Origin of the sequence: Pantoea sp. alder81 (assembly GCF_020179835.1) — a bacterium.
GTDB lineage: Bacteria > Pseudomonadota > Gammaproteobacteria > Enterobacterales > Enterobacteriaceae > Pantoea.
Genome location: NZ_JAIUDA010000002.1, coordinates 552,047 through 572,623, shown reverse-complemented (window position 1 = coordinate 572,623; position 20,577 = coordinate 552,047). Strand labels below are relative to the sequence as shown.

Annotated in this window: 16 protein-coding genes, 1 tRNA gene and 1 riboswitch; of the genes, 6 read left to right on the top strand and 11 right to left on the bottom strand. The window is 50.5% G+C overall.

Features of this window, described 5'->3' with window-relative positions; all coding sequences use genetic code 11:
* Positions 1 to 16 precede the first annotated feature (16 nt).
* The 5 genes from LBW88_RS07535 to LBW88_RS07515 form a co-directional block, all read right to left on the bottom strand.
* Positions 17 to 4,807, bottom strand: coding sequence for a hypothetical protein (locus LBW88_RS07535; RefSeq protein ID WP_224931242.1), 4,791 nt, complete (start codon positions 4,805 to 4,807; stop codon positions 17 to 19).
* A gap of 134 nt (positions 4,808 to 4,941) precedes the next feature.
* A complete protein-coding gene (locus LBW88_RS07530; protein ID WP_224931244.1) occupies positions 4,942 to 5,121 on the bottom strand; it encodes a hypothetical protein in 180 nt (59 codons plus the stop codon).
* A 177-nt stretch (positions 5,122 to 5,298) separates the two neighbouring features.
* On the bottom strand, positions 5,299 to 6,282 hold the full coding sequence (locus LBW88_RS07525; RefSeq protein ID WP_224931246.1) for a hypothetical protein: 984 nt from the start codon (positions 6,280 to 6,282) through the stop codon (positions 5,299 to 5,301).
* Between the two features lie 128 nt (positions 6,283 to 6,410).
* A complete protein-coding gene (locus LBW88_RS07520; RefSeq protein ID WP_224931248.1) occupies positions 6,411 to 6,752 on the bottom strand; it encodes a hypothetical protein in 342 nt (113 codons plus the stop codon).
* A 1,416-nt stretch (positions 6,753 to 8,168) separates the two neighbouring features.
* The gene (locus LBW88_RS07515; protein WP_224931250.1) at positions 8,169 to 8,678 is read right to left on the bottom strand and encodes a DUF4823 domain-containing protein; all 510 of its coding nucleotides are present in this window, start codon (positions 8,676 to 8,678) and stop codon (positions 8,169 to 8,171) included.
* A gap of 266 nt (positions 8,679 to 8,944) precedes the next feature.
* Positions 8,945 to 9,040, top strand: a riboswitch (TPP riboswitch).
* A 34-nt stretch (positions 9,041 to 9,074) separates the two neighbouring features.
* Here LBW88_RS07515 and thiM point away from each other — a divergent pair.
* From thiM to fbaB, 3 genes are all read left to right on the top strand, one after another.
* Complete coding sequence (gene thiM / locus LBW88_RS07510) at positions 9,075 to 9,860, top strand: hydroxyethylthiazole kinase (RefSeq protein ID WP_224931252.1); 786 nt, start codon at positions 9,075 to 9,077, stop codon at positions 9,858 to 9,860.
* Positions 9,857 to 10,657, top strand: coding sequence for a bifunctional hydroxymethylpyrimidine kinase/phosphomethylpyrimidine kinase (gene thiD, locus LBW88_RS07505; RefSeq protein WP_224931254.1), 801 nt, complete (start codon positions 9,857 to 9,859; stop codon positions 10,655 to 10,657). The genes thiM and thiD overlap by 4 nt, the downstream gene beginning before the upstream one ends.
* A gap of 203 nt (positions 10,658 to 10,860) precedes the next feature.
* On the top strand, positions 10,861 to 11,913 hold the full coding sequence (gene fbaB / locus LBW88_RS07500) for a class I fructose-bisphosphate aldolase (protein WP_100701024.1): 1,053 nt from the start codon (positions 10,861 to 10,863) through the stop codon (positions 11,911 to 11,913).
* A gap of 63 nt (positions 11,914 to 11,976) precedes the next feature.
* On the opposite strand, the gene LBW88_RS07495 is transcribed toward fbaB, so the two are convergent.
* From LBW88_RS07495 to LBW88_RS07480, 4 genes are all read right to left on the bottom strand, one after another.
* Positions 11,977 to 12,663: a GntR family transcriptional regulator gene (locus tag LBW88_RS07495; RefSeq protein ID WP_224931256.1), complete on the bottom strand. Its 687-nt coding sequence runs from the start codon at positions 12,661 to 12,663 to the stop codon at positions 11,977 to 11,979.
* Between the two features lie 98 nt (positions 12,664 to 12,761).
* Positions 12,762 to 14,222, bottom strand: a complete 1,461-nt coding sequence (locus LBW88_RS07490) for a mannitol dehydrogenase family protein (RefSeq protein ID WP_224931258.1) — start codon at positions 14,220 to 14,222, stop codon at positions 12,762 to 12,764.
* 53 nt (positions 14,223 to 14,275) lie between these two features.
* Positions 14,276 to 15,559, bottom strand: a complete 1,284-nt coding sequence (locus LBW88_RS07485) for an MFS transporter (RefSeq protein WP_224931259.1) — start codon at positions 15,557 to 15,559, stop codon at positions 14,276 to 14,278.
* Positions 15,560 to 15,731: 172 nt separating this feature from the next.
* A complete protein-coding gene (locus LBW88_RS07480; RefSeq protein ID WP_224931261.1) occupies positions 15,732 to 16,742 on the bottom strand; it encodes a Zn-dependent oxidoreductase in 1,011 nt (336 codons plus the stop codon).
* A gap of 674 nt (positions 16,743 to 17,416) precedes the next feature.
* Here LBW88_RS07480 and LBW88_RS07475 point away from each other — a divergent pair.
* Both LBW88_RS07475 and LBW88_RS07470 read left to right on the top strand, forming a co-directional pair.
* The gene (locus tag LBW88_RS07475) at positions 17,417 to 17,680 is read left to right on the top strand and encodes an antitoxin (protein ID WP_224931263.1); all 264 of its coding nucleotides are present in this window, start codon (positions 17,417 to 17,419) and stop codon (positions 17,678 to 17,680) included.
* Complete coding sequence (locus LBW88_RS07470) at positions 17,681 to 18,013, top strand: type II toxin-antitoxin system PemK/MazF family toxin (RefSeq protein ID WP_034824863.1); 333 nt, start codon at positions 17,681 to 17,683, stop codon at positions 18,011 to 18,013. It abuts the gene before it with no gap.
* A 53-nt stretch (positions 18,014 to 18,066) separates the two neighbouring features.
* On the opposite strand, the gene LBW88_RS07465 is transcribed toward LBW88_RS07470, so the two are convergent.
* A tRNA-Asn gene (locus tag LBW88_RS07465) sits at positions 18,067 to 18,142 on the bottom strand.
* Between the two features lie 308 nt (positions 18,143 to 18,450).
* Between LBW88_RS07465 and LBW88_RS07460 the strand changes: the two genes are divergently transcribed.
* Entirely contained in the window at positions 18,451 to 19,572 is a 1,122-nt protein-coding gene (locus tag LBW88_RS07460; protein WP_224931265.1) for a Gfo/Idh/MocA family protein, read from the top strand.
* Between the two features lie 60 nt (positions 19,573 to 19,632).
* Here LBW88_RS07460 and yegS read toward each other — a convergent pair whose 3' ends face one another.
* Positions 19,633 to 20,532 (bottom strand): lipid kinase YegS, encoded by a 900-nt coding sequence (gene yegS, locus LBW88_RS07455; protein WP_224931267.1) that lies wholly within the window; start codon positions 20,530 to 20,532, stop codon positions 19,633 to 19,635.
* Between the last annotated feature and the right edge of the window lie 45 nt (positions 20,533 to 20,577).

The following is a 20,577-nucleotide window of genomic DNA, read 5'->3' as shown; positions in this document are numbered from 1 at the left end:
AAGCTGCCCCGGATTCCTATTTTAGTTTGTTCATTTGTTTTAACTCATCCTCTGAATAGCTCCACTTGGCAATTTTTAATAATGCCTCACGCTGTTCAGGTTTAAGAGAAGCTTGGTTAATCCAGCCAATAACATCTTCACGTGTAGCCCAGCCGGAAGCAGACATAATGGAGTCGAACAAGCGGCGGTCACCGCCTTCGATTTGCTTCATCATATTTGCCATCCAGCGCTTATGGGCTGCAACGTTATTAGGAAAGGCTGACATACCATATTGTGACATGCGGATTAAATATTGCTGCTGTTCTGCTGTAACTCCATCTGCCATCAAACGCCGGGACACGTCATTAAAATACTGGTCAACATCAGCATTATATTTATCGTTTTCCGTTCTAATATCATCCATTACGGCAAAGCTACGCGCCTGAGCAAGGCTTTGGAAACCTAATGCTTTAGCAAATGCCTCTGGTGTGGTGACATTATCACGGGTCATAGCGCCTGTAGCTGAATACTCGCGTTGATACTTGAGCATGAGCCACGCTTTATAGCCATTTGAATAACCTGATGACATGTTGGCTACATCCTGCATTACAGCATGCCATTTCTCTACACTGGTATCGGATGACGGGTCTGTCACCAATCCAGATGCAATACCGAAATCGCGCACCAAGTTTGTGATACGTGGGTTACTTCCCATAAGGAGAGAACCAACAGGAGCGTTAGTAATCGCTTCTCCAATTCCATCCTTGAATAGGTGGCCCACCATATCAATCACGCCTTGCGGGTCATAAGGGTTAACGCCGCCACCCCAATCAACTTGTGATTTCTGGCCCCATACAGCCTCAATCATTCCATTGGTTAGAACGTTGGACAACCCCCCCAAAATTAACTCACGTTGCGTTGCGTCGTCTGGCAAGTGTTCGGAGAGCATCTGTCCGAGCCAGTCTGGAGCACCAAACATAGACACGCCAAATACCGCCATACTCACTCTAGCCTTTACAGGAATGGAGCGGTTGAACAGCAGGCCAATCATTTTCAAAGGAACCTGTCCATACTGTCCGATTACGCTCAGCTCGTTATGGTTGAGCGCCATCTGTCCAGAACGGGCAAAGTTACCTGTGAGTTGACGAGAGTCACTGGCTACTTGTTTCAGCATGTCAGCCGAGAGGGTAGTCCCTTTTCCAGCCTTAACACTAGCCTTTAATGCTTCGTCATAATGAGCGAAGTAGGAAGAAGCCTGTACCAGATATTCCCCTGAATCAAAGCCGATCTTACGAGGGAGACCAGTTATTGTCTTAGTCCCTTTACTCACAATGTGCTTTGTTCTGTTGGCATATCCAACTGCTAAATCCGTATTCGTCCCCAACATGCCTTGTACCATCTCATGTCGAGCCAAGCCCTTGGTAACACCTGATGATTCCATAGCAGCTTTCATAGCCTTGAATTCTGCTTTACTGCGTCCAAACAGTTTATAGAATTGTTCAGGGGCGTTAGGGTTGAACTTATCCATCAGTAGGAGCGTGGCATCATCAAAGATATGTGTGATGTAAGAAGGATGACGCCCTAATGTCATGAATGCCTGAGCAGCCTGTACCGCCAATTGACGGAATGGATTGAGGGCAATCATCATCGTAAAGGATAGGGATTTTAAGGTGCCAGATACGCTACCTCCTGCAACTGTTCTGGAGGCTTTCTCAGTGCCTGACAGAGCTTTACCAATTGCATTGTCACCAGCTTTAACAGACAAGCCGCCAAGTGCATCAGCCGCCTGAGTAAAGAATGTCTTAGTGACGCTATCCAACATATTGTTATAGCCATTCTCCATCGCCCGTATATGCTCAAACATGGCTCTGGCATCTGCCTTCCTGCGTCCAGTTCCTGCAATTTCAGAGATGTTAGTTGGATAGTCAGGGCGGCCATTGCGTAATGGCATAACATCGCTGTATGTAGCTAGCAGGCGCTTCTTACTCGTTTCTATCCAGTCACGATAGCTAATGCGAGATGAAACACTTTCGATGCTGCTGCTCATTGCCTCAATGGGAGATTGCAAATGGGCACCATCCAGTTCAGTGTTTGAACCAATGGCGTCTTCAAGGCGTTTACCACGAACACGCTGAGCAGAAAGCCCACCTGCTGACATGGCCTGTGTAGAAGCCTTGTCATAGTCACCCCCTTTCAAATCAGAACGCACACGGTAGTCACTTGGGCGTGTCTTCTTATATCGCTCAATTGCTTTGTTGGCTGTCAGCATGTCAGGGGCTGTAGCGTATGCCTGCCAAATATCTTGCCCATGCTCATCTTTAACAGCTACTCCATCAGCATCTACAAGCTTCTTCTCAATGAAGTGTGGATTGCTATACCGAACTGAGTAGTAGCCCTTACGGTATGACATCACTGTGTCGTCATCAGAAAGACCACGGAGGTAGGTTCCTGCTGCGTGATTGTCATTCACTACATGCAACACTTGCTGACCGTCAATCTCAATTGGATGAGCTAATTCAGCTAAGCCTGAGTTGCGTAAGTTCATCAATGCACGATCTTCAGGAGTGAGAACCCGTACAGTGTCCTGTGCTGCATCATAGATAGTTGTATTGTTGCGAACGCTGTTCAGCGATACAGGACGTGCAATTACATCTAATCCGCTCTGTGGATGAACCATCCGCCCAAAACCCCTAGTCCTGTAGCTCCGCACCATATCCGCATTGGTGAGATGCCAAAGAGTGTCCTGAGTCTTCTTGAAATGCTCAAAGGTGCGAATCTCCGTTTCGTTGAAACCACGTGCAGCTAAGTCGGTGTAGTTGTACGTAATCCCTTTGGCGTTCGCTTCCTTGATTGTGTCAATGATAGCATTGCGGCGTTCTTGGGACATGGGCTGTAGTCCGTCAGTGAAGTTCTTAGCCACCTTCACTAGTTCCTCACTCACCACATCCTTTTTGAGGTCAGAGAGGACAGCACCTCTCATAAACTCAGGGTGGAACATAGATTCAGGAGCAATGAAGTTGGAAGTAGCTGATCCTCTACCACCTGCTCCATAAAAGGCGTCAAGTCGGTTTCCCCAGTTCTTCTTAACATCAAACAACTCAAACTGACTATCGTCTAAGTCACCTGCGTTGTACTTGTAATTCTGTTTAACCTGAAGGAGATAGTCCCCCGTAATATCCCCTTCAGCATCCTTTAGAGATGAGTAGGGAACAGGGTGGTAGGTATCACCATCTTTAACAAGAACGTTTATATCCTTCTCATCTACGCCGTATTTACGTAGGGCAAACTGAGCCTGTGAGACAGCATCCTGTAAACTTGTCCAACCTGAATCAGATGGCCCATACACCGCTGAAATGTCCAAGCCGTTGCCGTCATCAGCAGGGCCCACAGTTGTCATCTCCTTACGATTGACCATGCCTGTAGCGCTCTGGAAGTCGTTGGTGACATTGGCATCTAATCGACGCTTTTCTACAGTTGAGAGGTTTGGGGCTGAAGCTGAGCGGACTAAATCAAGCGTGTCGTTATCTGGCATGTACTGAAAATCATCATACCGGGTTGGGTCATACACCTTGCTCTGTACGGTGTTATCAACCACCTTGGGCTGAGCAGCGATGTATCCCGCAAAAGCATTATCCCGGCCTGTTCCCGTCATAGCCTGTGAGAACTCTTCAGTTTCTTCCTGAGCCACACCCGCTAAGATGCGGCGAGCTTTATCGGGGTTTGCATCTTTAATGATTTCGAGTGGGGCGGAAGGCTGTTGCTGAGCCATAAGCTGGCGTTGCTGAATGGCTACCTCAGCGTTTGTAGCGGTTTCCCCGGCCTTGCCAGCGTCAACCAATGCGCTAGCCTCTTTCACTGTCTTACCTGCCCCTAACAGACGTGCAGCGAATTTAAATGGAACAGCTAAGCCAGACATATCAAGCAGCCCACTTAAGTTATCCAGAGTTTCATCTGTAAGTGTGTAGCTGCCAGATTGAGTGATGGCTTGGAGGGTGGCTAGATTGGCATTATCTTTCTCAGATGGAAGCAAGATTGTGCGGCCTTCACCATTCACCGTTGTTGCAATGCCATCTAGCACAGCCATTCTCTGGTCTAAGGGCAAGTTGTTAAACTTATCAGCTAAAGCCGCTTTACTTGAACCCTGAAGGAAGAAGGAGGCAATCACTCCTTTGGTGTCATTGCTCAGGCTTGAATACAGGCGGGCTGATTTAGCCGATGTAACACCGGGAACCATGTTCTCCCCCATGCCCACCACTGTAGTTGTCAGGCCATTTTCTTCTTGAGCCATCGCCGTAGCGTTGTAGATGGCCTGTTGCTGGCGTTTAAACTCAATGGCTTTGTCCATGCCAGCAGCGAAAAGATCACGGCTTACGGTGGCTTCTGCTGTCTCTTGCGGGTTAGTTTCTCCAGCCTCTTGAGAGCCTAACATTCCCTGAGCTGAAAGCAGATTGCTCTTAGCAATACGGCCTTCCTGATGAGCCTGAAGAATGTTCTGCTTGATCAGGTCTGGCACTTCTGGATTAGCCAAGCTGTCGTACATAGCTTGCTGAAAGCCGCTAGCTTCCTGAGTCTTTCGAGCGTCTAAGATTTGATTCTGTGTTGGGCTGTAGCCTAGCTGTGCATGTTCAGAAGAGATTGTGTCATAGGTGGGGATCACCTGATTTGGGTCATTAGGGGCATTCAATAAAGCAGTAGTTGCGGCACTATTACGTACTGAAGGGCTAGACACCATAGCTTGTTGGGGCTGGGATGAATCACTTCTACCATCAGTAAAATCATTTATACTTGCTGTGTTATTATCTAAAAAGTCGTCAAGGGAATAAGTCATATTGTTCTAGTGTCCTTTATTATTTTTATTTAATTAGGTGAAGGCTTGCTCTCAATACACCCAAGATGAATAGGAGCAAAAACCAATGCTTCCAAGTTGGCTCCCCAAAGCCATTATGATAGCATTTTACTTTTTCAATTAGCCGAGCCAGTCTGTTCAATAATAACTTCCAATTCATAATCTAGTCTCATATCTTTAATCATTCTTGCAAGCCAAGCCTGACGGCTTTTCTTACCACGTACCTTGTCAATCCATTCTAATGTTGACGCTGGAAAGTGAGTAACTACAACAGCAGGGGCTTTATTGTTTGACATGAATTTCATTCCCCGCTGGTTTGATATGTCCACCTTCCACCAAATTAAGATAGTGAGAAACCATCCGAACAATGTAAGCGTTGCGGCTTAGTTCACCTTTAATGTTGTCAATCCGTGAGAGGAAGTCACGGGGGAGTACAACACCCTTGTGAGGAGCTTTGATATATTCCTTTTTGTTTACCATTCTTCACCCAGTTCATTAGTGTATTTGTGAGAGGAAGACTGGAAGTTAATTACCCAGTCATCAGGTTCTTTTTCTTCAGACTTATTACCGCTTAATACTGAATCAATGTAAGCATCATCCGCGTCAAGATAAACAGGCTCACAGGCTTTAACAGCTTCAGGCACTACTACTTCGTATGGGAATTCATTAGTGACAGCTTCGTACACTTGTTCTAATGGAACTATTTCGCCTTGAATGCGCTGCATCATTCGGCCTGATTGTTCCGTCACTTTTTGAATGTGGGATTCAATCTGAGCGTATAAACCTGCAATAGCTAATCGTCGAATCGTTTCCTTGTCTCCTTCAGTGAATTCAACAGGACACACTACAGCCTTAGACGTGCCATCAGAATGTGTGTAACGTGCTGTGTCAGCCTCAAAACAATAAGACATACCTGAATCTAATTGGATAGCGTCGTGGTTCTCAGGCTCTCCCAAACGCCGTATCAATATGTCTGCTGCATTACGTAGAATACGAGCGTAACGCTCACCAATAGTCTCACCAACCTTCAAAGCTCTACGTTTATTGATTGATGCCTGAATTGTCTTGGTGCTCAGTTCCATGTTTTTCATCACATAGATGAGTTGCTTCACCGGGATACGTGTACTTTCTTCCGCTGTAGTTGAAACAGAGTAAAGTAGGTCATCCATTTTCTTACCAAGAGAGCATTCCCCAGTGTCTTCATCATATGACACATTAGCGAAAAGGGACGCGTAAGGGTTAATGGTCACCTTAGTTTTACGGCCTCTAGTCTCTTTCTTTATTTCGGAAGTAGGATGTATAACAGCCTCGGTATCCGCATCCCCAAACAAAGCAATGTCAACAGCACGGGTAATATCAAACGCATCAGGAAGGACAGGGAAGGCATCGTTAACAATCTCACCAGTCGTTGTATCTACTGCGTTCATCTTCCCATCAAACATCATCATCTTAATCATAGTGAACCTTATTGTTATTATTTTTATTTCGGAAGTAGGTATTAGTAGTGGATTTATTTCGGAAGTAGTAAGTTAAGGCCAGAGAGTGAAAGTGTACGCAGCAACACAGAAGATAAAGAACACATCCATCAAACCACCTCCAGTTTAGGAGTGTGGAGAATGAAGAAGCTTCTACTTCCATCCTCATGCTTACTCACTATTCCCATCTGCATGAACTTCTGAATGATGAATTGCGAAGAGTTGAAAAGGTCTGTTCCCAGTCCAAGCATTTCATCAATGCGTCTGAAGCTAAGATAAACTTTTCCAAATTTATTCTGTAAGTTGGCTAAGTGAGAGAAGACAATTTTCATATCTCCGCTAAAGCGTTCTATCTCCTCGTTAATGAGGAAGTGTTTTACTGCGTGAAAGTGGTATGGATTTATTCTTTGATTTTGATTTGTATCGGTCGATACTTTTGATGCGTATGTCATAAGTCTGAAGTTTCCATATCTGGAATTAAGTAACCTGTACGCCTTTGAGGGGTTTATCAGGAAGGCTCCTTGCGTTGTCTGGGGGAGTAAGCATCCATGCTTTAACAGAACAACAATGTTCTACACAATGAAGGAGGGGCACTGTGTAGTTGAACAGGGTAAAACAGGGAAGTTATAGGTCTACTTTTTCATTGCCCTTACTAATAAAGAGTGTGGTCTAACTTTGTTATCGTGACAAACTTTCTAATCTGCATGAGAGGTTCATAATTTCTTAGCCTCATATTAAGTAAGAGCGCTATTACATTTTCACTGTGACAAAATCGATTTGTCTGTATGAGATGTGGATGAGTGTTTCATAAAATTTACCCTTCTAAAAAGTAAGGAGGGTAAAATGGGGTGTTCGTGACAAATTAATTTTCAGTGAAAAGCTAAGTGTTTGAATAACTCCATTATTTATTTTTCACTTTTTCTCACTTTCTCAAGAAATCTTGTCACATGTTCCTATGAGATTTACATGGGTCATGGTTCCGATTTCCTAACGCGTCAACGAAGTGATGGCTGTCGCGATGTGTCCCCTTTCACGCTCTGCTGAAGGGGCACGAGCAAGACAGACGAACGAAGTAGCGGGAGGAATTGCTTTTGACCTTCAATGGGAGGAGAGAGGAACGAACGACTTCCTTGTTTTGGCATGCCCTTTGATCTTTGATGATATGATAGTATTTTCTTATTGAAACAGATTGACGATTGGCTTCATCACTGCAACAACAATGAGCATTGCAATGTAGCCAGCCAAGAGAATGAATGCCGCGTTCTTAATGAACACTAGTGTGTTGATTACATGTTTCATCTGACCCCCCGTTAATTAATTACAGTCAATATCTCAGGTCTGAATCGAAGCTTGATCATTATATGCCTTTAGAACGTCCTGTAACGATCTCTGCTGAGTTTAAATACAAAAGATAAGGGAATGTATTGGTAGAAGGTAAAAGCGCTCAGGATTGATTCTAGAGCGCTACAGAGGGTGTCATTGAATATTCAATTTTAAGCTAATTGATTGTTGTCTCAAAACCCTCAGACGAACAAGATTAACAATAGCCTTGCTAAGTACAGAATTCAACAAAACGCATATCACCATCGTTGAGAAGAACACCCCTAAGAATGCAATCCCACTTAAAACAGGCCCCAAGAAGCTTGGAGTAATTGAGTGATACATCTGGTTGATACTAAGCCACAGAATGAAGCACAGCAGATGAGAAATGAATTCTCCAATACAAGCTTGCTTCCCGTAGTTGAATGAGCACTCACCCCAATCACCGTATTACGATACAACATTTCCCGTTATAACCTCACCGCACCTTGGAATTAAGCTCATTTCTTTTCCCTATAGAATGATGTAGCCAAATAGTTTTACGGCAATCAATATAGCTGGGAAACGTAACTATTGATGGGTTCAGCAAGAAGATCTTGCGGATGGTCTCCGCCCCAAGTGGCTAACTTACTCTCGCCATTGAGAATTGTTGAATTGATTAAAGTTAAATTGGAAGCTTTGTAAACCGAAATTTTAACCTCAAGCTTATCTCTTTTCATGGACCATTCTGTAGCTCTATCTTCCCAATGCAATATTTGAGGAACAACTAAATAGCCTTCTGTTGTAGTTGCCTTAGATAAGCATTCAACATCTCCACAGGTGTTAGTGATGCTCACCTTTTCAGAGTAACGTACAAATGCAGCTTGTAGAGCACTAGCCGTTTCCTGTCCTGAGCCGTGGTAAACAGTCGTGCTGTAGAAGCCATCTTTAGGGACGGCAATAGAAACAGGCATATCCTGTTTTAATTTCTCTGTGCTGGTCTTCACATCAGTGCTTTTATAATGTGCTGAGCATCCTGTGAGAGCTAGCGCCCCCATTATTAATAAAATTCCCTTCATCCCTTTCCCCAGATAGTTAATTAATTGTTGCTAAAGCCTTACTAAGAATATTCCTAAGTATTGCTCTGCCGCTTCTCTTATAGCAAGCGGATTATTAACCACCCTGTATAGAAGAAGAGAGGGTAGGTGAGATAAAGGGTGTGATAAAACTGGTATAAAACTGTGATAAACCCCCAACGCGTAAAAGAATGCGGTCAGGCATCTGGGCCCGGCTTGTGCCAACAAGCCACTTCCCGTAAGCTGCTATATAGATGGAAGTAATACATCTATATGACTCGGGGTGCCCCTGTAAAGCAGGGCTGAGATACACCCGCTGACCTGATCTGGATAATGCCAGCGTAGGGAAGTCAGATGCCTGACCGCATTCGCCTTCTTGATCGCCGGTTGGGAGCTTTTATGACACAGCCTGACCTTCTTTCCCCCGCGCAACTCGCGCACTCCCTGCAACTGCTGCGTCAGCAAGCACCGCTGGTGCACTGTATGACCAATGACGTGGTGCAAACCTTTACCGCCAATGTGCTGCTGGCCTTGCAGGCGTCTCCTGCGATGGTGATCGATGCCGAAGAAGCTGCGCAGTTTGCCGGTTTTGCCGATGCGCTGCTGATCAACGTCGGCACCTTAACCCGCGATCGTCGCGATGCGATGCTGGCGGCGGTGCAGGCTGCACAAAAGGCGGGCACGCCCTGGACGCTCGATCCGGTGGCCGTTGGCGCACTCTCATTGCGGACCGAATTTTGTCAGCAGCTGCTGAGCCTGCAACCGGCCGCGATTCGTGGCAACGCCTCGGAAATCCTCGCGCTGGCTAATCAGGCTGCGGGCGGACGCGGCGTGGACAGCGTGCATCAGGCCGATGCCGCACTGAGCGCGGCGCAGCAGTTGGCGCAGGATTACCACACGCTGGTGGCGGTAACTGGTGAAGTCGATTACGTCACCGATGGTAAACGCACGCTGGCCATTCCAGGCGGCAGCCCGCTGATGACGCGGGTGGTCGGCACCGGCTGTGCGCTTTCCGCCGTGGTGGCGGCGTTCAGCAGTTTGCCGGGCGATCGCTTGCAGCATGTCGCGGCGGCTTGTCGCGTGATGTCAATGGCGGGTGAGCAGGCGGCGCGCGCCGTTGAAGGACCGGGCAGTTTTGTCGCGGCATTCCTCGACAAATTATGGACGCTGGAGGTTGTCGTATGAAACGCATCAACGCGTTAACTATTGCTGGTACTGACCCGAGCGGCGGCGCGGGCATTCAGGCCGATCTCAAAGCCTTCTCCGCGCTGGGTGCGTATGGCACCAGCGTGATCACCGCGCTGGTGGCGCAGAACACCTGCGGCGTGCAGTCGGTATATCGCATCGAACCCGATTTCGTCGGCGCGCAGCTGGATTCGGTATTGGACGATGTGCGTATTGATGCCGCCAAAATTGGCATGCTGTCTGAAACCGCGATTGTCGAAGTGGTGGCCGAGCGGCTGAAACGCGCCAGCCTGCCGTTTGTGGTGCTGGATACGGTGATGATTGCCAAAAGCGGCGATCCGCTGCTGTCGCCCGATGCGGTGGCCAGCGTGCGTGAACTGCTGCTGCCGCACGTGTCATTGATCACGCCCAATCTGCCTGAAGCAGCCACATTGCTGGGACGCGATATGGCGCAGGATGAGAAAACCATGCTGATGCAGGGCGATGCGCTACTGGATCTCGGCTGTGAAGCGGTACTGATGAAGGGTGGCCATCTTAGTGATGCCGAGAGCCCGGACTGGCTGATCACCCGCGCAGGCCGTCAGCGCTTCACCGCACCACGCGTCAATACGCGCCATACCCATGGCACCGGCTGCTCGCTGTCCGCCGCTTTAGCTGCACTGCGCCCACGTCATGATAACTGGGCTGACACAGTCACAGAGGCCAAAGCCTGGCTGCAGCAGGCCTTGCTACACGCGGACTCGCTGGAAGTGGGTAAAGGCATCGGGCCGGTGCACCATTTCCATCAATGGTGGTAAGGCAAAACCGACATTAAGGCGTGCCTCCGCGTTACAGGACTCAAACTGAAGGCGGCTCATAGCAAGGTGGCAGAATTTTTTTACTGCGTATCCGTCTGAAAAATGGTGTCAGCAATTTGCCAGCCTGGCGCATTTCGGTCCAGGCTGTTGGGGGCGAATCGGCTATTGCCGGTTCCATTCCAGCCATTTATTCAGGAGCCAACATGACGGACATCGTACAGTTATTGGGCAAAGAAGCGGATTCTCTTCTTCAACATCGCTGCATGACCATTCCAGCGGACAGCCTTTATTTACCGGGCGCGGATTTCGTCGATCGCGTAATGATCGATAACAATCGTTCTCCTGCCGTACTGCGTAATATGCAAACCCTGTATAACACTGGCCGCCTGGCGGGCACCGGCTATCTGTCAATCCTGCCGGTCGATCAGGGCGTTGAGCACTCCGCGGGCGCCTCCTTTGCCGCCAACCCGGCTTACTTCGATCCGAAGAACATCGTTGAGCTGGCGATTGAAGCCGGCTGTAACTGCGTGGCGTCCACCTACGGCGTGCTGGCCTCGGTCTCGCGCCGCTATGCGCACCGTATTCCGTTTATGGTCAAACTGAACCACAACGAAACGCTGAGCTATCCCACTCAGTACGATCAAACCTTGTACGCCAGCGTCGAGCAGGCATTCAATCTGGGTGCAGTAGCGGTAGGCGCGACGATTTACTTCGGTTCAGAGCAGTCACGTCGTCAGATTGAAGAGATCTCAGCGGCCTTTGAGCGTGCGCATGAGCTGGGCATGGTGACCGTGCTGTGGGCTTATCTGCGCAATGATGGCTTCAAGAAAGACGGCGTGGATTATCATGCCAGCGCCGATTTAACCGGTCAGGCCAACCATCTGGCAGCCACCATTGGCGCAGACATCGTGAAGCAGAAGATGGCCGAGAACAACGGCGGTTATAAAGCGGTGAAATTCGGTCATACCGATGAGCGCGTCTACAGCAAGCTAACCACTGAGAATCCGATTGATCTGGTGCGCTATCAGCTGGCGAACTGCTATATGGGACGTGCCGGGTTGATTAACTCAGGTGGGGCGTCTGCAGGGGACACCGATATTGCCGAATCTGTGCGTACTGCAGTGATCAACAAACGTGCGGGCGGTATGGGGCTGATTCTGGGTCGTAAGGCGTTTAAGAAGTCGCTTAAAGAGGGCGTGCAGCTGATAAATGCGGTGCAGGATGTCTATCTGGCGAAAGATGTGACGATTGCTTAATTAAACCTGGCTGGCTTGCCATTTCGCGGTCGGGCAGTGCACTGCCCGTCCGCGAGAAACATTTTAAGGGGCTTCAAACCACTCGCTGTTGCGTTCAGCAATCGGCGTGATGGTTAAAATCATCTCCTGCAGATGACGGCGCATCGCAGTTTCTGCCGCTTCAACATCCTGCGCTTTTAACGCGTGGTAAATATCTTGATGCTGCTGAATCAAACTCTCTGGCGGTGAAACTTCGCTCAAGGTGAGGAAGCGCACGCGATCCATGGTGGCTTTGATGTTTTCCACCGTCTCCCACGCCAGCGAACAGTTAATTCCTTCGGCGATTAAGCGGTGAAACTCATCGTCCAGCGTTAAAAATGCCTGGCTGTCGTGACGATCGGCGGCTAAACGCTGCAGCTGCAAGTTATGCTCCAGCGCCATCAATCCCTCAGGGCTGATCTCCTGCGCGGCGCGGCGTACCACGGCGATCTCCACTGCTTCACGGATAAAACGGCCGTCGGCTACACGCTGGGCGGAAATCTTGCGCACGAATGTTCCGCGCTGCGGCAGCACCTGCACCAGGCCCGCTTCCGCCAGTTTGATAAAGGCTTCGCGGACTGGCTGGCGCGACACGTTAAAGCGTGCGGACACTTCCTTTTCCGACAGCAACGAGCCCGGATGAATGACGCAGGTCACGATATCTTTGCGCAGATAACGATAAATCTGCTGATTTACGGGTTCGCTGGTGGTTATGGTATAGGCAATCGACATGCAGCAATATCCGTATTACGGCTGGCCTACGCCAGCTTGATGAGAAAGGTTCAGTCTAATCAGCACGCTGCATCTGCGCTACACATTTGTGAAGGCACTTATGCCTGCGTCACAAGGGCCTGTACCGTGGCGCGTGCGCCTTGCGTATTCAGCTGCTTGTAGAGCTCAGTCACTCGTGAAACGAAGGCGGTCTGATAACGTAAATCATCGCCAAACACCGCTTGCAAACGCAGTAAGGCTTCTACGCGCTGCGTGCCCTCATCACTGTGCGCCACTATACTCGCCAACTGCTCCTTCATGGGATCGCGAATCTCAATCGGCTGACCCTGTTCATCGACACCGCTCACGTAGCGCATCCAGCCCGCCACACCGAGCAGTAGATAGTCACAGGATGTGCCGTTGCGCAGATGCCAGCGCACGCTGTCCAGCAAACGCTGCGGCAGCTTCTGCGTGCCGTCGGTAGCGATTTGATAGGTGCGATGCTTGATGGCGCGGTTCTCGTAGCGCGCGATCAGCGAATCGGCATAGGCGGTGAGATCGACACCCTTAGTGCGCAGCGTCGGAGCCTGATCCTGCAACATTAGCGCGCGTGCTGCCGTGCGAAAGTTGCTATCGGCCATGCAATCACTGATGTGTTCATATCCGGCCAGGAAGCCGAGATAAGCCAAAAACGAATGGCTGCCATTTAACATGCGGAGCTTCATCTCTTCGAACGGTAGCACGTCGCTGACCAGTTCGGCTCCGGCGTTTTCCCATGCCGGACGGCCATTAACGAAATTATCTTCGATGACCCATTGGAAGAAGGGTTCTGCTTCAACCGCCACCGGATCGCTACTGCCTAAGCGTGCTTCCAGCGCATCAAATGCCGCATCAGTCATCGCGGGGACAATGCGATCCACCATGGTGGACGGGAAGGTGATGTGCGTTTGAATGTACTCCGCCAGTTCATGGCTGTGGCGTTCTGCCAGCTGGATGATGACGTTGCGGGTGACGTGGCCATTCTCCGGCATGTTATCGCAGGACATGACGCTGAACGGTGCTAAACCACGCTCGCGACGACGCATAATCGCCGCCAGAATCAGGCCCGGCAGCGAGCGTGGCTGCGCAGGGTTTTCCAGGTCATGCACAATATCGGGATGATCCGGATTTAGCTTGCCGCTGGAAGGCATATAGCAATAGCCTTTCTCGGTCACCGTCATCGAGACAATCGCCACATCCGGCTGGCTCATCGCCTCAATCACCGCATCAATACCGTCGCCTTTGCCATGCAGCGCTTGCGTCACCACGCCAATCACGCGGGTGTGCAGGCTGTCATCTGCCATTTCGGTCAGGGTATAAAGCAGGTCTTGCTGACGCAGCGCCTCAATCAAAGCACCGCTGTTGAGATTGACTTCGCAGTAACCCCAATCACTGCCTTCGGCCGCCAGTTTATCGCTGGCGAGTGCCTGATGCGCACGATGGAAGGCACCAAAACCGATATGTACCATGCGGGTTTTTAACTGGCTGCGGTCATAAGTGGGGCGTTGTACGTCAGCGGGAAGGCGTTCAAGCTCTAACATGCGTTTTCCTTTTAGCAAACGGGGCGCTAAGCGCCCCGTTCTCATCAAAACGGTTAAACAGCTACCGGTTTATCGGTGGTTTTGGGTTCGCGGATAACAAACAGTACCAGTATCGCGCCCACTGCCGCCACGGCTCCGGCCAGAATAAATGCACTGTCAAACTTGCCGGTGTTCTGCACAATAAAGCCGGTGACGATAGGGCCGATAATCCCGGACAGGCTACCAATCAGATGGATAAAGCCACTGATGCTGCCGACACGGCTTTTGTGCACCACATCCTGAATAATCGCCCAGTAAATCGCGCCGGTGATGTACAGGAAGAAGATGGAGATCGACATCATGATCACTGCCGAGTGCACTTCTTTAATCGTACCTGCCAGCGCCACACAAATTGCTGCGGCCAGCAATGAAACCACCAGAACGATTTTGCGGGATAACAGCAGTTTGCCGGTGATGTTGAAAATCTTATCGGAGATCCAACCACCCAATGCCAGACCAACGAAGCCCACAATCCACGGGATCATGGTGGTGATGCTCATGGATTTGATATCCAGGCCGTGTGCCTGCACCAGATAGGCCGGGAACCAGCTCAGGAAGAAGAACAGAATATAGTTGTAGCAGAAGAAGGCGAAGGCAGTGACCAGAATGATCGGCTGGCGCAGGTAGAAGCCCATACCGTGCGGTTTGCCTGAAGCATCGATCACATCAGCCGGTTCTTCAGCTTTCAGTTTCTCCACCAATGCGCGTTCTTCCGGTGACACTTTCTTGCTGCGTGCCGGGTTATCCGCCGCGAAGAAGAACCACAGACCCATCCACACCAGGCCAATCAGGCAGATCACCACGAACGCCGGACGCCAGCCGAATGACAGTGCCAGATAGCCAACGATCGGACCGGCCACGGCGCCACCCAAGGGTGAACCGGCACTCAGCAAGCCCATGGCGGTAGCCGCCTGTTTTTTCGGGAACCAGCCGTTGATGGCCTTGTTCGCCGAGGCGCAGATCGGGCCTTCCGCCATGCCGAATAGCACGCGCAGAATCATCATCGACCAGAAGCCGGTTGCCAGTGCGGTCATGCCGCAGAACAGCGACCACATGCCAACGGCGGTGCCTAACACAATGGTCGGGCCGAATTTATCGGTCGCCAGGCCACCAATAAAGTTGAACAGCGCGTAGCCAAAGAAGAAGCTACCGAAAATCATGCCGAACTGTTCGGCGTTGATCATCAGGTCTTTTTCCACCAGCGGTACGGTCAGAGAAAGGGCAATACGATCGAGGTAGTTGATCATATAAACCAGGAACAGCAGCAGTACGAGGGTCCAGCGTAGATTCTTTAACATAGAAACTCCGTTTCCTCGTCATGCTTCAATCTGTCTCTGTGTGGCCTGTTTAATCGCATCCCTTTCGGGATTTAATCACTTGCCGCTTTGATACAGCCTGAAGCATTGAGAGGATTATTATATTGGCCGGCGGGTACGCACCGGATTAAGGACACCTGGTGTGAAGATTAACTTAACCCATGTGCAGAATCACTTTGCAGCAGGTGCGCGGATCTTTTTCGAACAGCGTCATCGCTTTTTCAATCTCGGCCAGCGGGAAATAGTGGGTGACTAATTTCTCTGGCTGGATCTGACCTTTCTCCATCCACTCAATCACCTGCGGGAAGCGATTGCTGTTGAGACGTGAAGTGAACAGCGACAGCTCTTTGCTGGTTAACGCCTGCTGCGTGATGCTGCAAGGTTCACCGGAGAAGCCCAACAGGCCAATCCGCGCCGCCGGAGAGGCGAGGGCGGCGGCTTCGGCCAGGATGGTCGGATGGCAAGCGGCATCAATGATCAGTGTTGGCTGCACGCCTTCCAGCTGCGCGGCCAGCGGGATGTCGCTGTTATTGAACACCTGATCAGCGCCATTCTCCTGCGCCAGCGCCAGTCGTTCCGGCAGACGATCCACCACCAGCACTTTTTCCACGCCGTAGACGCCTTTAAGCACCTGAATCGCGGTTAAGCCCATCGGGCCTGCGCCGTAAATCAGTGCCACGTCATTGGCCTGAGGTTTGAGGAAAGCGGTGATGTTCGCCGCTATGGTGAACGGTTCCACCAGACTGGCGAGTTTGTCGGGAATGGAAGCAGGCAGAGTAAAAGCGTTTTTCGCCGGCGCCACAGCGAATTCGCTGAAACCACCGTCACGGTGCACACCGATTACCTGCAGTTCTTTGCAGACGTTCGGGCGGCCGATGGAGCAGGGATAGCAGTGTCCGCAGCTGACTACTGGATCCACCGCCACACGCTCGCCGATACGCGCGGCATCCACGCCATCACCCACTGCATCGATTAAGCCGAAGAACTCGTGGCCAATCACGCGCGGGTATTTGGCAAAAGGATTGTGACCGTGCCAGATGTGCACATCTGAACCGCAGATACTGGCAAACTGCACTTTCACGCGCACTTCACCTGCGGCAGGTTCTGGCAATGCACGTTCCGCCAGCACCAGTTCACCCGGTTGTTCAATTACGACACTTTTCATCATTTACTCCTTGCCAGCGCACGCTCAATCGGTGGATTTAGCATCAACGGGAATGCAATGATGAAAAAATACGCCTGCAAATACTACCATACAAGTCGGCGTTAAAGAGTTGTGAAGAGAGTCACAGAGTGCAGGGAGGGGGAGCGAAGAACCGTGGCATTTTGGGGGATGGACAGGGGAAGTTGGTGTGGTTCTTAAATCTTAACGCATGCAGATATTTGAGATTTTCAGCAAGACATCTGTTTCAGCTGCCCAAAAGCGAAAGATTGATTGCTGAAGCGTTCGACTTCGAGCCTGGAAAAATCTGGCCTTCACGCTGCCGCTGATGCTCCCCCGAAGTAGCTCCGATCCGGAAGCCGCCTCGCATTTCATTTATCTGAACCGCCATAATCCTTTAAACCGTAAAAACAGTTTTCTATTATCGGGCTTCTTTGTTACGCGCTAAGCTCCTACCTGTATGAAATGCTTCATGACCTGAAAGAAGCGCCTGATGTATCAGGACGGTCGCCGTTTTACCGGCAAGGCCGCCTTTGAAAACTGCCGGGTCTGCCCTTTGATGGATTACAGCTTTTTTCACGCTTTATGACGAAAAGGAAATCACCATGAATCTGATGAATAATTGTGCACAGCCCGTCATGGATGTTATATTAAAATATAATATTAGGAGGTGCTCTATGTATACCACTCGCCTGAAAAAGGTTGGCGGATCCATCATGTTGGCGGTTCCTCCCGCCGTGCTCAAAACGCTGGAGCTGTCGACGGACAGCGAAGTCGGCATGACCATTAATAATGGCTGCCTGATTATTGAACCCCAGAAACGGCCTCATTATTCTCTTGAGGAGCTGCTGGCGCAATGCGATCCGCACGCCGAAATCAGCGAAGAGGAACGGGAACGGGAATGGATTGATGCTCCTGCGGTGGGCAAGGAGATCCTTTAGATGGACAGAGGGGAAATCTGGCTCGTTTCACTGGATCCGATTGCAGGCCACGAGCAAAGCGGAAAACGTCCGGTGCTTATCGTATCGAAGGCATCGTTTAACAAGCTGACCCGGTTACCCGTTGTTGTTCCCATCACCAGCGGCGGAAACTTTGCTCGTACGGCAGGTTTCACTGTTTCACTGGAATGGGCAGGAACAAAAACGATGGGCGTTATTCGCTGCGACCAGCCCAGAACCATTGATATGGCTGCCCGGAACGGCAAGCGGCTGGAACGCATACCAGACGCTGTGGTGAATGAAGTGCTTGCCAGGCTGGATGCTATTTTGAGTTAACGGCAGGACCCAGAAAAGCAAAAAGCCTGCTTCAAAAGCAGGCTTTTCAAATTTGGCTCCTCTGACTGGACTCGAACCAGTGACATACGGATTAACAGTCCGCCGTTCTACCGACTGAACTACAGAGGAATCGTTTGGAACGGGGCGCATAGTAACGAGCAGGCTCTGGGTTGTCAAAGGCCTTTTCCAGATTTTTTACTGACTGCTGAATAAAACGTCAATTTTGCGATTCTCTTCGCCTTAGCGCACTGAATCACCCTCAATGACGGGATGATTTGTGATGTAAGTCACTAATGTTATGCAAGATTACATTCCGATTTGTCGATTTTGTCAGATACCTCGCATGTATGATCACAGATATTTCATTTCGCCGTTGTAGAGGCCAAAAGCGAAACATATATTCCAGATCACTTCTTACCCACAACTCCAGGTGCAGCATGAACAAAGTCAGAATCGGTATGATCGGCAGTGGTTACATTGGTCGTTGTCACGCAATTGCCTACGCGCAGGCACCTACTGTTTTCGCGCTGAAAGGTGAAATCGTGCGTGAAATGCTGGCAGAAGTGAATCCGGAGCTGGCCGCTAAACAGGCGGCGACCTTTGGCTTTGCCCGCTCAACGGCGGACTGGCGTGAGCTGGTGCGCGATCCCAATATTGATGTAGTAGACATATGTGCCCCAAATTTCCTGCACAAAGAGATGGCGCTGGAAGCGATTCGTAATGGCAAACACGTTTATTCTGAGAAGCCGCTCTCGTTGTCTGTAGCCGATGCAGAAGAGATGGTGCAGGCCGCGCAGCAGGCCGGCGTGAAAACGCTGGTGGGCTTCAACTATATGAAAAACCCGACAAGCCAGCTGGCGCGTGAAATCATTGAGCGCGGTGAAATTGGTGAAGTGATCCATTTCTATGGCACCCACAACGAAGATTATCTGGCACGCCCGGAAACACCGCTCGACTGGCACTGCCAGAAAGCGTTGGCCGGTTTAGGTGCATTGGGCGATTTGGCGGCACATATCGTCAATATGGCGCACTATCTGGTGGGTGATATCGAAGAAGTCAGCGGCGATATGATGACAGTGATTAACCAGCGTCCCGATCCAAAAGATCACTCACGTCTGCTGCCGGTAGAGAACGAAGATCAGGCCAGCGCGCTGCTGCGCTTTAAAAACGGTGCACACGGCGTGTTTGAAACCTCGCGCATCGCCTGCGGCAGCAAAATGGGCCTCACCTACGTGGTCACCGGCACCAAAGGCACGCTGCGCTACACCCAGGAGCGTATGGCCGAGTTGGAGCTGTATATCCATGATGAACCCGCTGGACGTCAGGGCTTCAAAACCATTCTGACTGGCCCAGCCCATCCGGATTACGCCAACTTCTGCGTATCAGCGGGTCACGGCATTGGCTTTAACGACCAGAAAACCGTTGAGATCCGTGATCTGATCAACGGTATCGCAGCCGGCGATCGTATGTGGCCAGATTTTGCCGAAGGCTTGCAGGTGCAGAAGGTACTGGAAGCGGTGGCGGTATCCGCCGTCGAACGCCGTTGGATGAAAGTGTAAAACTGAAGAGCAATAAACAGGATAAGCGGGGCGATCAATCGCCCCGCTGCGTTATGTGCATCACGCCAGCAGTGGGCACTGTGGCGGCAGGCGGCAACTCAGTGCGCCTGGCATCACTTCAATTTCAAATTCGCTGCCGGTCAGCGGTTCGCCGTCCAGGTTAAACGTCATCTCATGTGGCGAGCGAATACTCAGTGACTGTAACTGTGCAGTGACAATATTCGGGTTCTCATCATCACGCGTCAGCGAATGCAGCAGCGTCGGCAACAACTCCTGCGCGGTCACAATGCTCAGATTCAGCTGCCCATCATTGATCAACGCATCTGGGCACAGCTTCTGTCCGCCACCTGCCTGACGACCATTACCAATACCGATCACCAGTGCATCGCCTTGCCACTCAAAGCCCGGACCGCTGATCTCACAACTATCCGGCTTCAGCGCATCGACACGCATCAAACCGTGAATAAAGTACGACACGCCGCCCAAAGCCGATTTCAATTTCTCGGGCGTCTCCGTGGTGATGCGCGTGCCAAAGCCACCGGTCGCCATATTGATAAAGTAGCGATCGCCATTCACGCGCGCCAAATCAATCTCGCTGGCTTTGCCCAATACCGCCAGACGCAGTGCCGGTTCCATTTCCGCTGGAATACCCACGCTGGTGGCGAAATCATTAGCGGTGCCCAATGGCAGAATACCCAATGCAGGACGCTGCTCTGCGGGCACTGCTGCCAGCGCCGTGGCGATTTCATTGATGGTGCCATCGCCGCCACCGGCTACCACGGTCTCAGCCTGCAACTCCACCGCTTCCTGCACGAAACGGTCACCGTCGCCCTTTTCCCAGGTCACGCGTACCGCCAGATTAAAACCTTCATCGCGCAGCGTATTCACCGCCGCACGCAAATCTTCATTGCCCGCACCTTTCCCATTGAGGATCAGCAGCGTCAGTGGTTTATTTTGCATAATCAGTTCCTTGAGGCGTAATACGATGCAGTGGTTATAGCATAG

Coding starts and splice junctions, on each gene's coding strand:
- LBW88_RS07535 (WP_224931242.1), bottom strand. CDS start 4,807: ATGACTTATTCCCTTGACGACTTTTTAGATAATAACACAGCAAGTATA.
- LBW88_RS07530 (WP_224931244.1), bottom strand. CDS start 5,121: ATGTCAAACAATAAAGCCCCTGCTGTTGTAGTTACTCACTTTCCAGCG.
- LBW88_RS07525 (WP_224931246.1), bottom strand. CDS start 6,282: ATGATTAAGATGATGATGTTTGATGGGAAGATGAACGCAGTAGATACA.
- LBW88_RS07520 (WP_224931248.1), bottom strand. CDS start 6,752: ATGACATACGCATCAAAAGTATCGACCGATACAAATCAAAATCAAAGA.
- LBW88_RS07515 (WP_224931250.1), bottom strand. CDS start 8,678: ATGAAGGGAATTTTATTAATAATGGGGGCGCTAGCTCTCACAGGATGC.
- thiM (WP_224931252.1), top strand. CDS start 9,075: ATGACACAGCCTGACCTTCTTTCCCCCGCGCAACTCGCGCACTCCCTG.
- thiD (WP_224931254.1), top strand. CDS start 9,857: ATGAAACGCATCAACGCGTTAACTATTGCTGGTACTGACCCGAGCGGC.
- fbaB (WP_100701024.1), top strand. CDS start 10,861: ATGACGGACATCGTACAGTTATTGGGCAAAGAAGCGGATTCTCTTCTT.
- LBW88_RS07495 (WP_224931256.1), bottom strand. CDS start 12,663: ATGTCGATTGCCTATACCATAACCACCAGCGAACCCGTAAATCAGCAG.
- LBW88_RS07490 (WP_224931258.1), bottom strand. CDS start 14,222: ATGTTAGAGCTTGAACGCCTTCCCGCTGACGTACAACGCCCCACTTAT.
- LBW88_RS07485 (WP_224931259.1), bottom strand. CDS start 15,559: ATGTTAAAGAATCTACGCTGGACCCTCGTACTGCTGCTGTTCCTGGTT.
- LBW88_RS07480 (WP_224931261.1), bottom strand. CDS start 16,742: ATGAAAAGTGTCGTAATTGAACAACCGGGTGAACTGGTGCTGGCGGAA.
- LBW88_RS07475 (WP_224931263.1), top strand. CDS start 17,417: ATGTATACCACTCGCCTGAAAAAGGTTGGCGGATCCATCATGTTGGCG.
- LBW88_RS07470 (WP_034824863.1), top strand. CDS start 17,681: ATGGACAGAGGGGAAATCTGGCTCGTTTCACTGGATCCGATTGCAGGC.
- LBW88_RS07460 (WP_224931265.1), top strand. CDS start 18,451: ATGAACAAAGTCAGAATCGGTATGATCGGCAGTGGTTACATTGGTCGT.
- yegS (WP_224931267.1), bottom strand. CDS start 20,532: ATGCAAAATAAACCACTGACGCTGCTGATCCTCAATGGGAAAGGTGCG.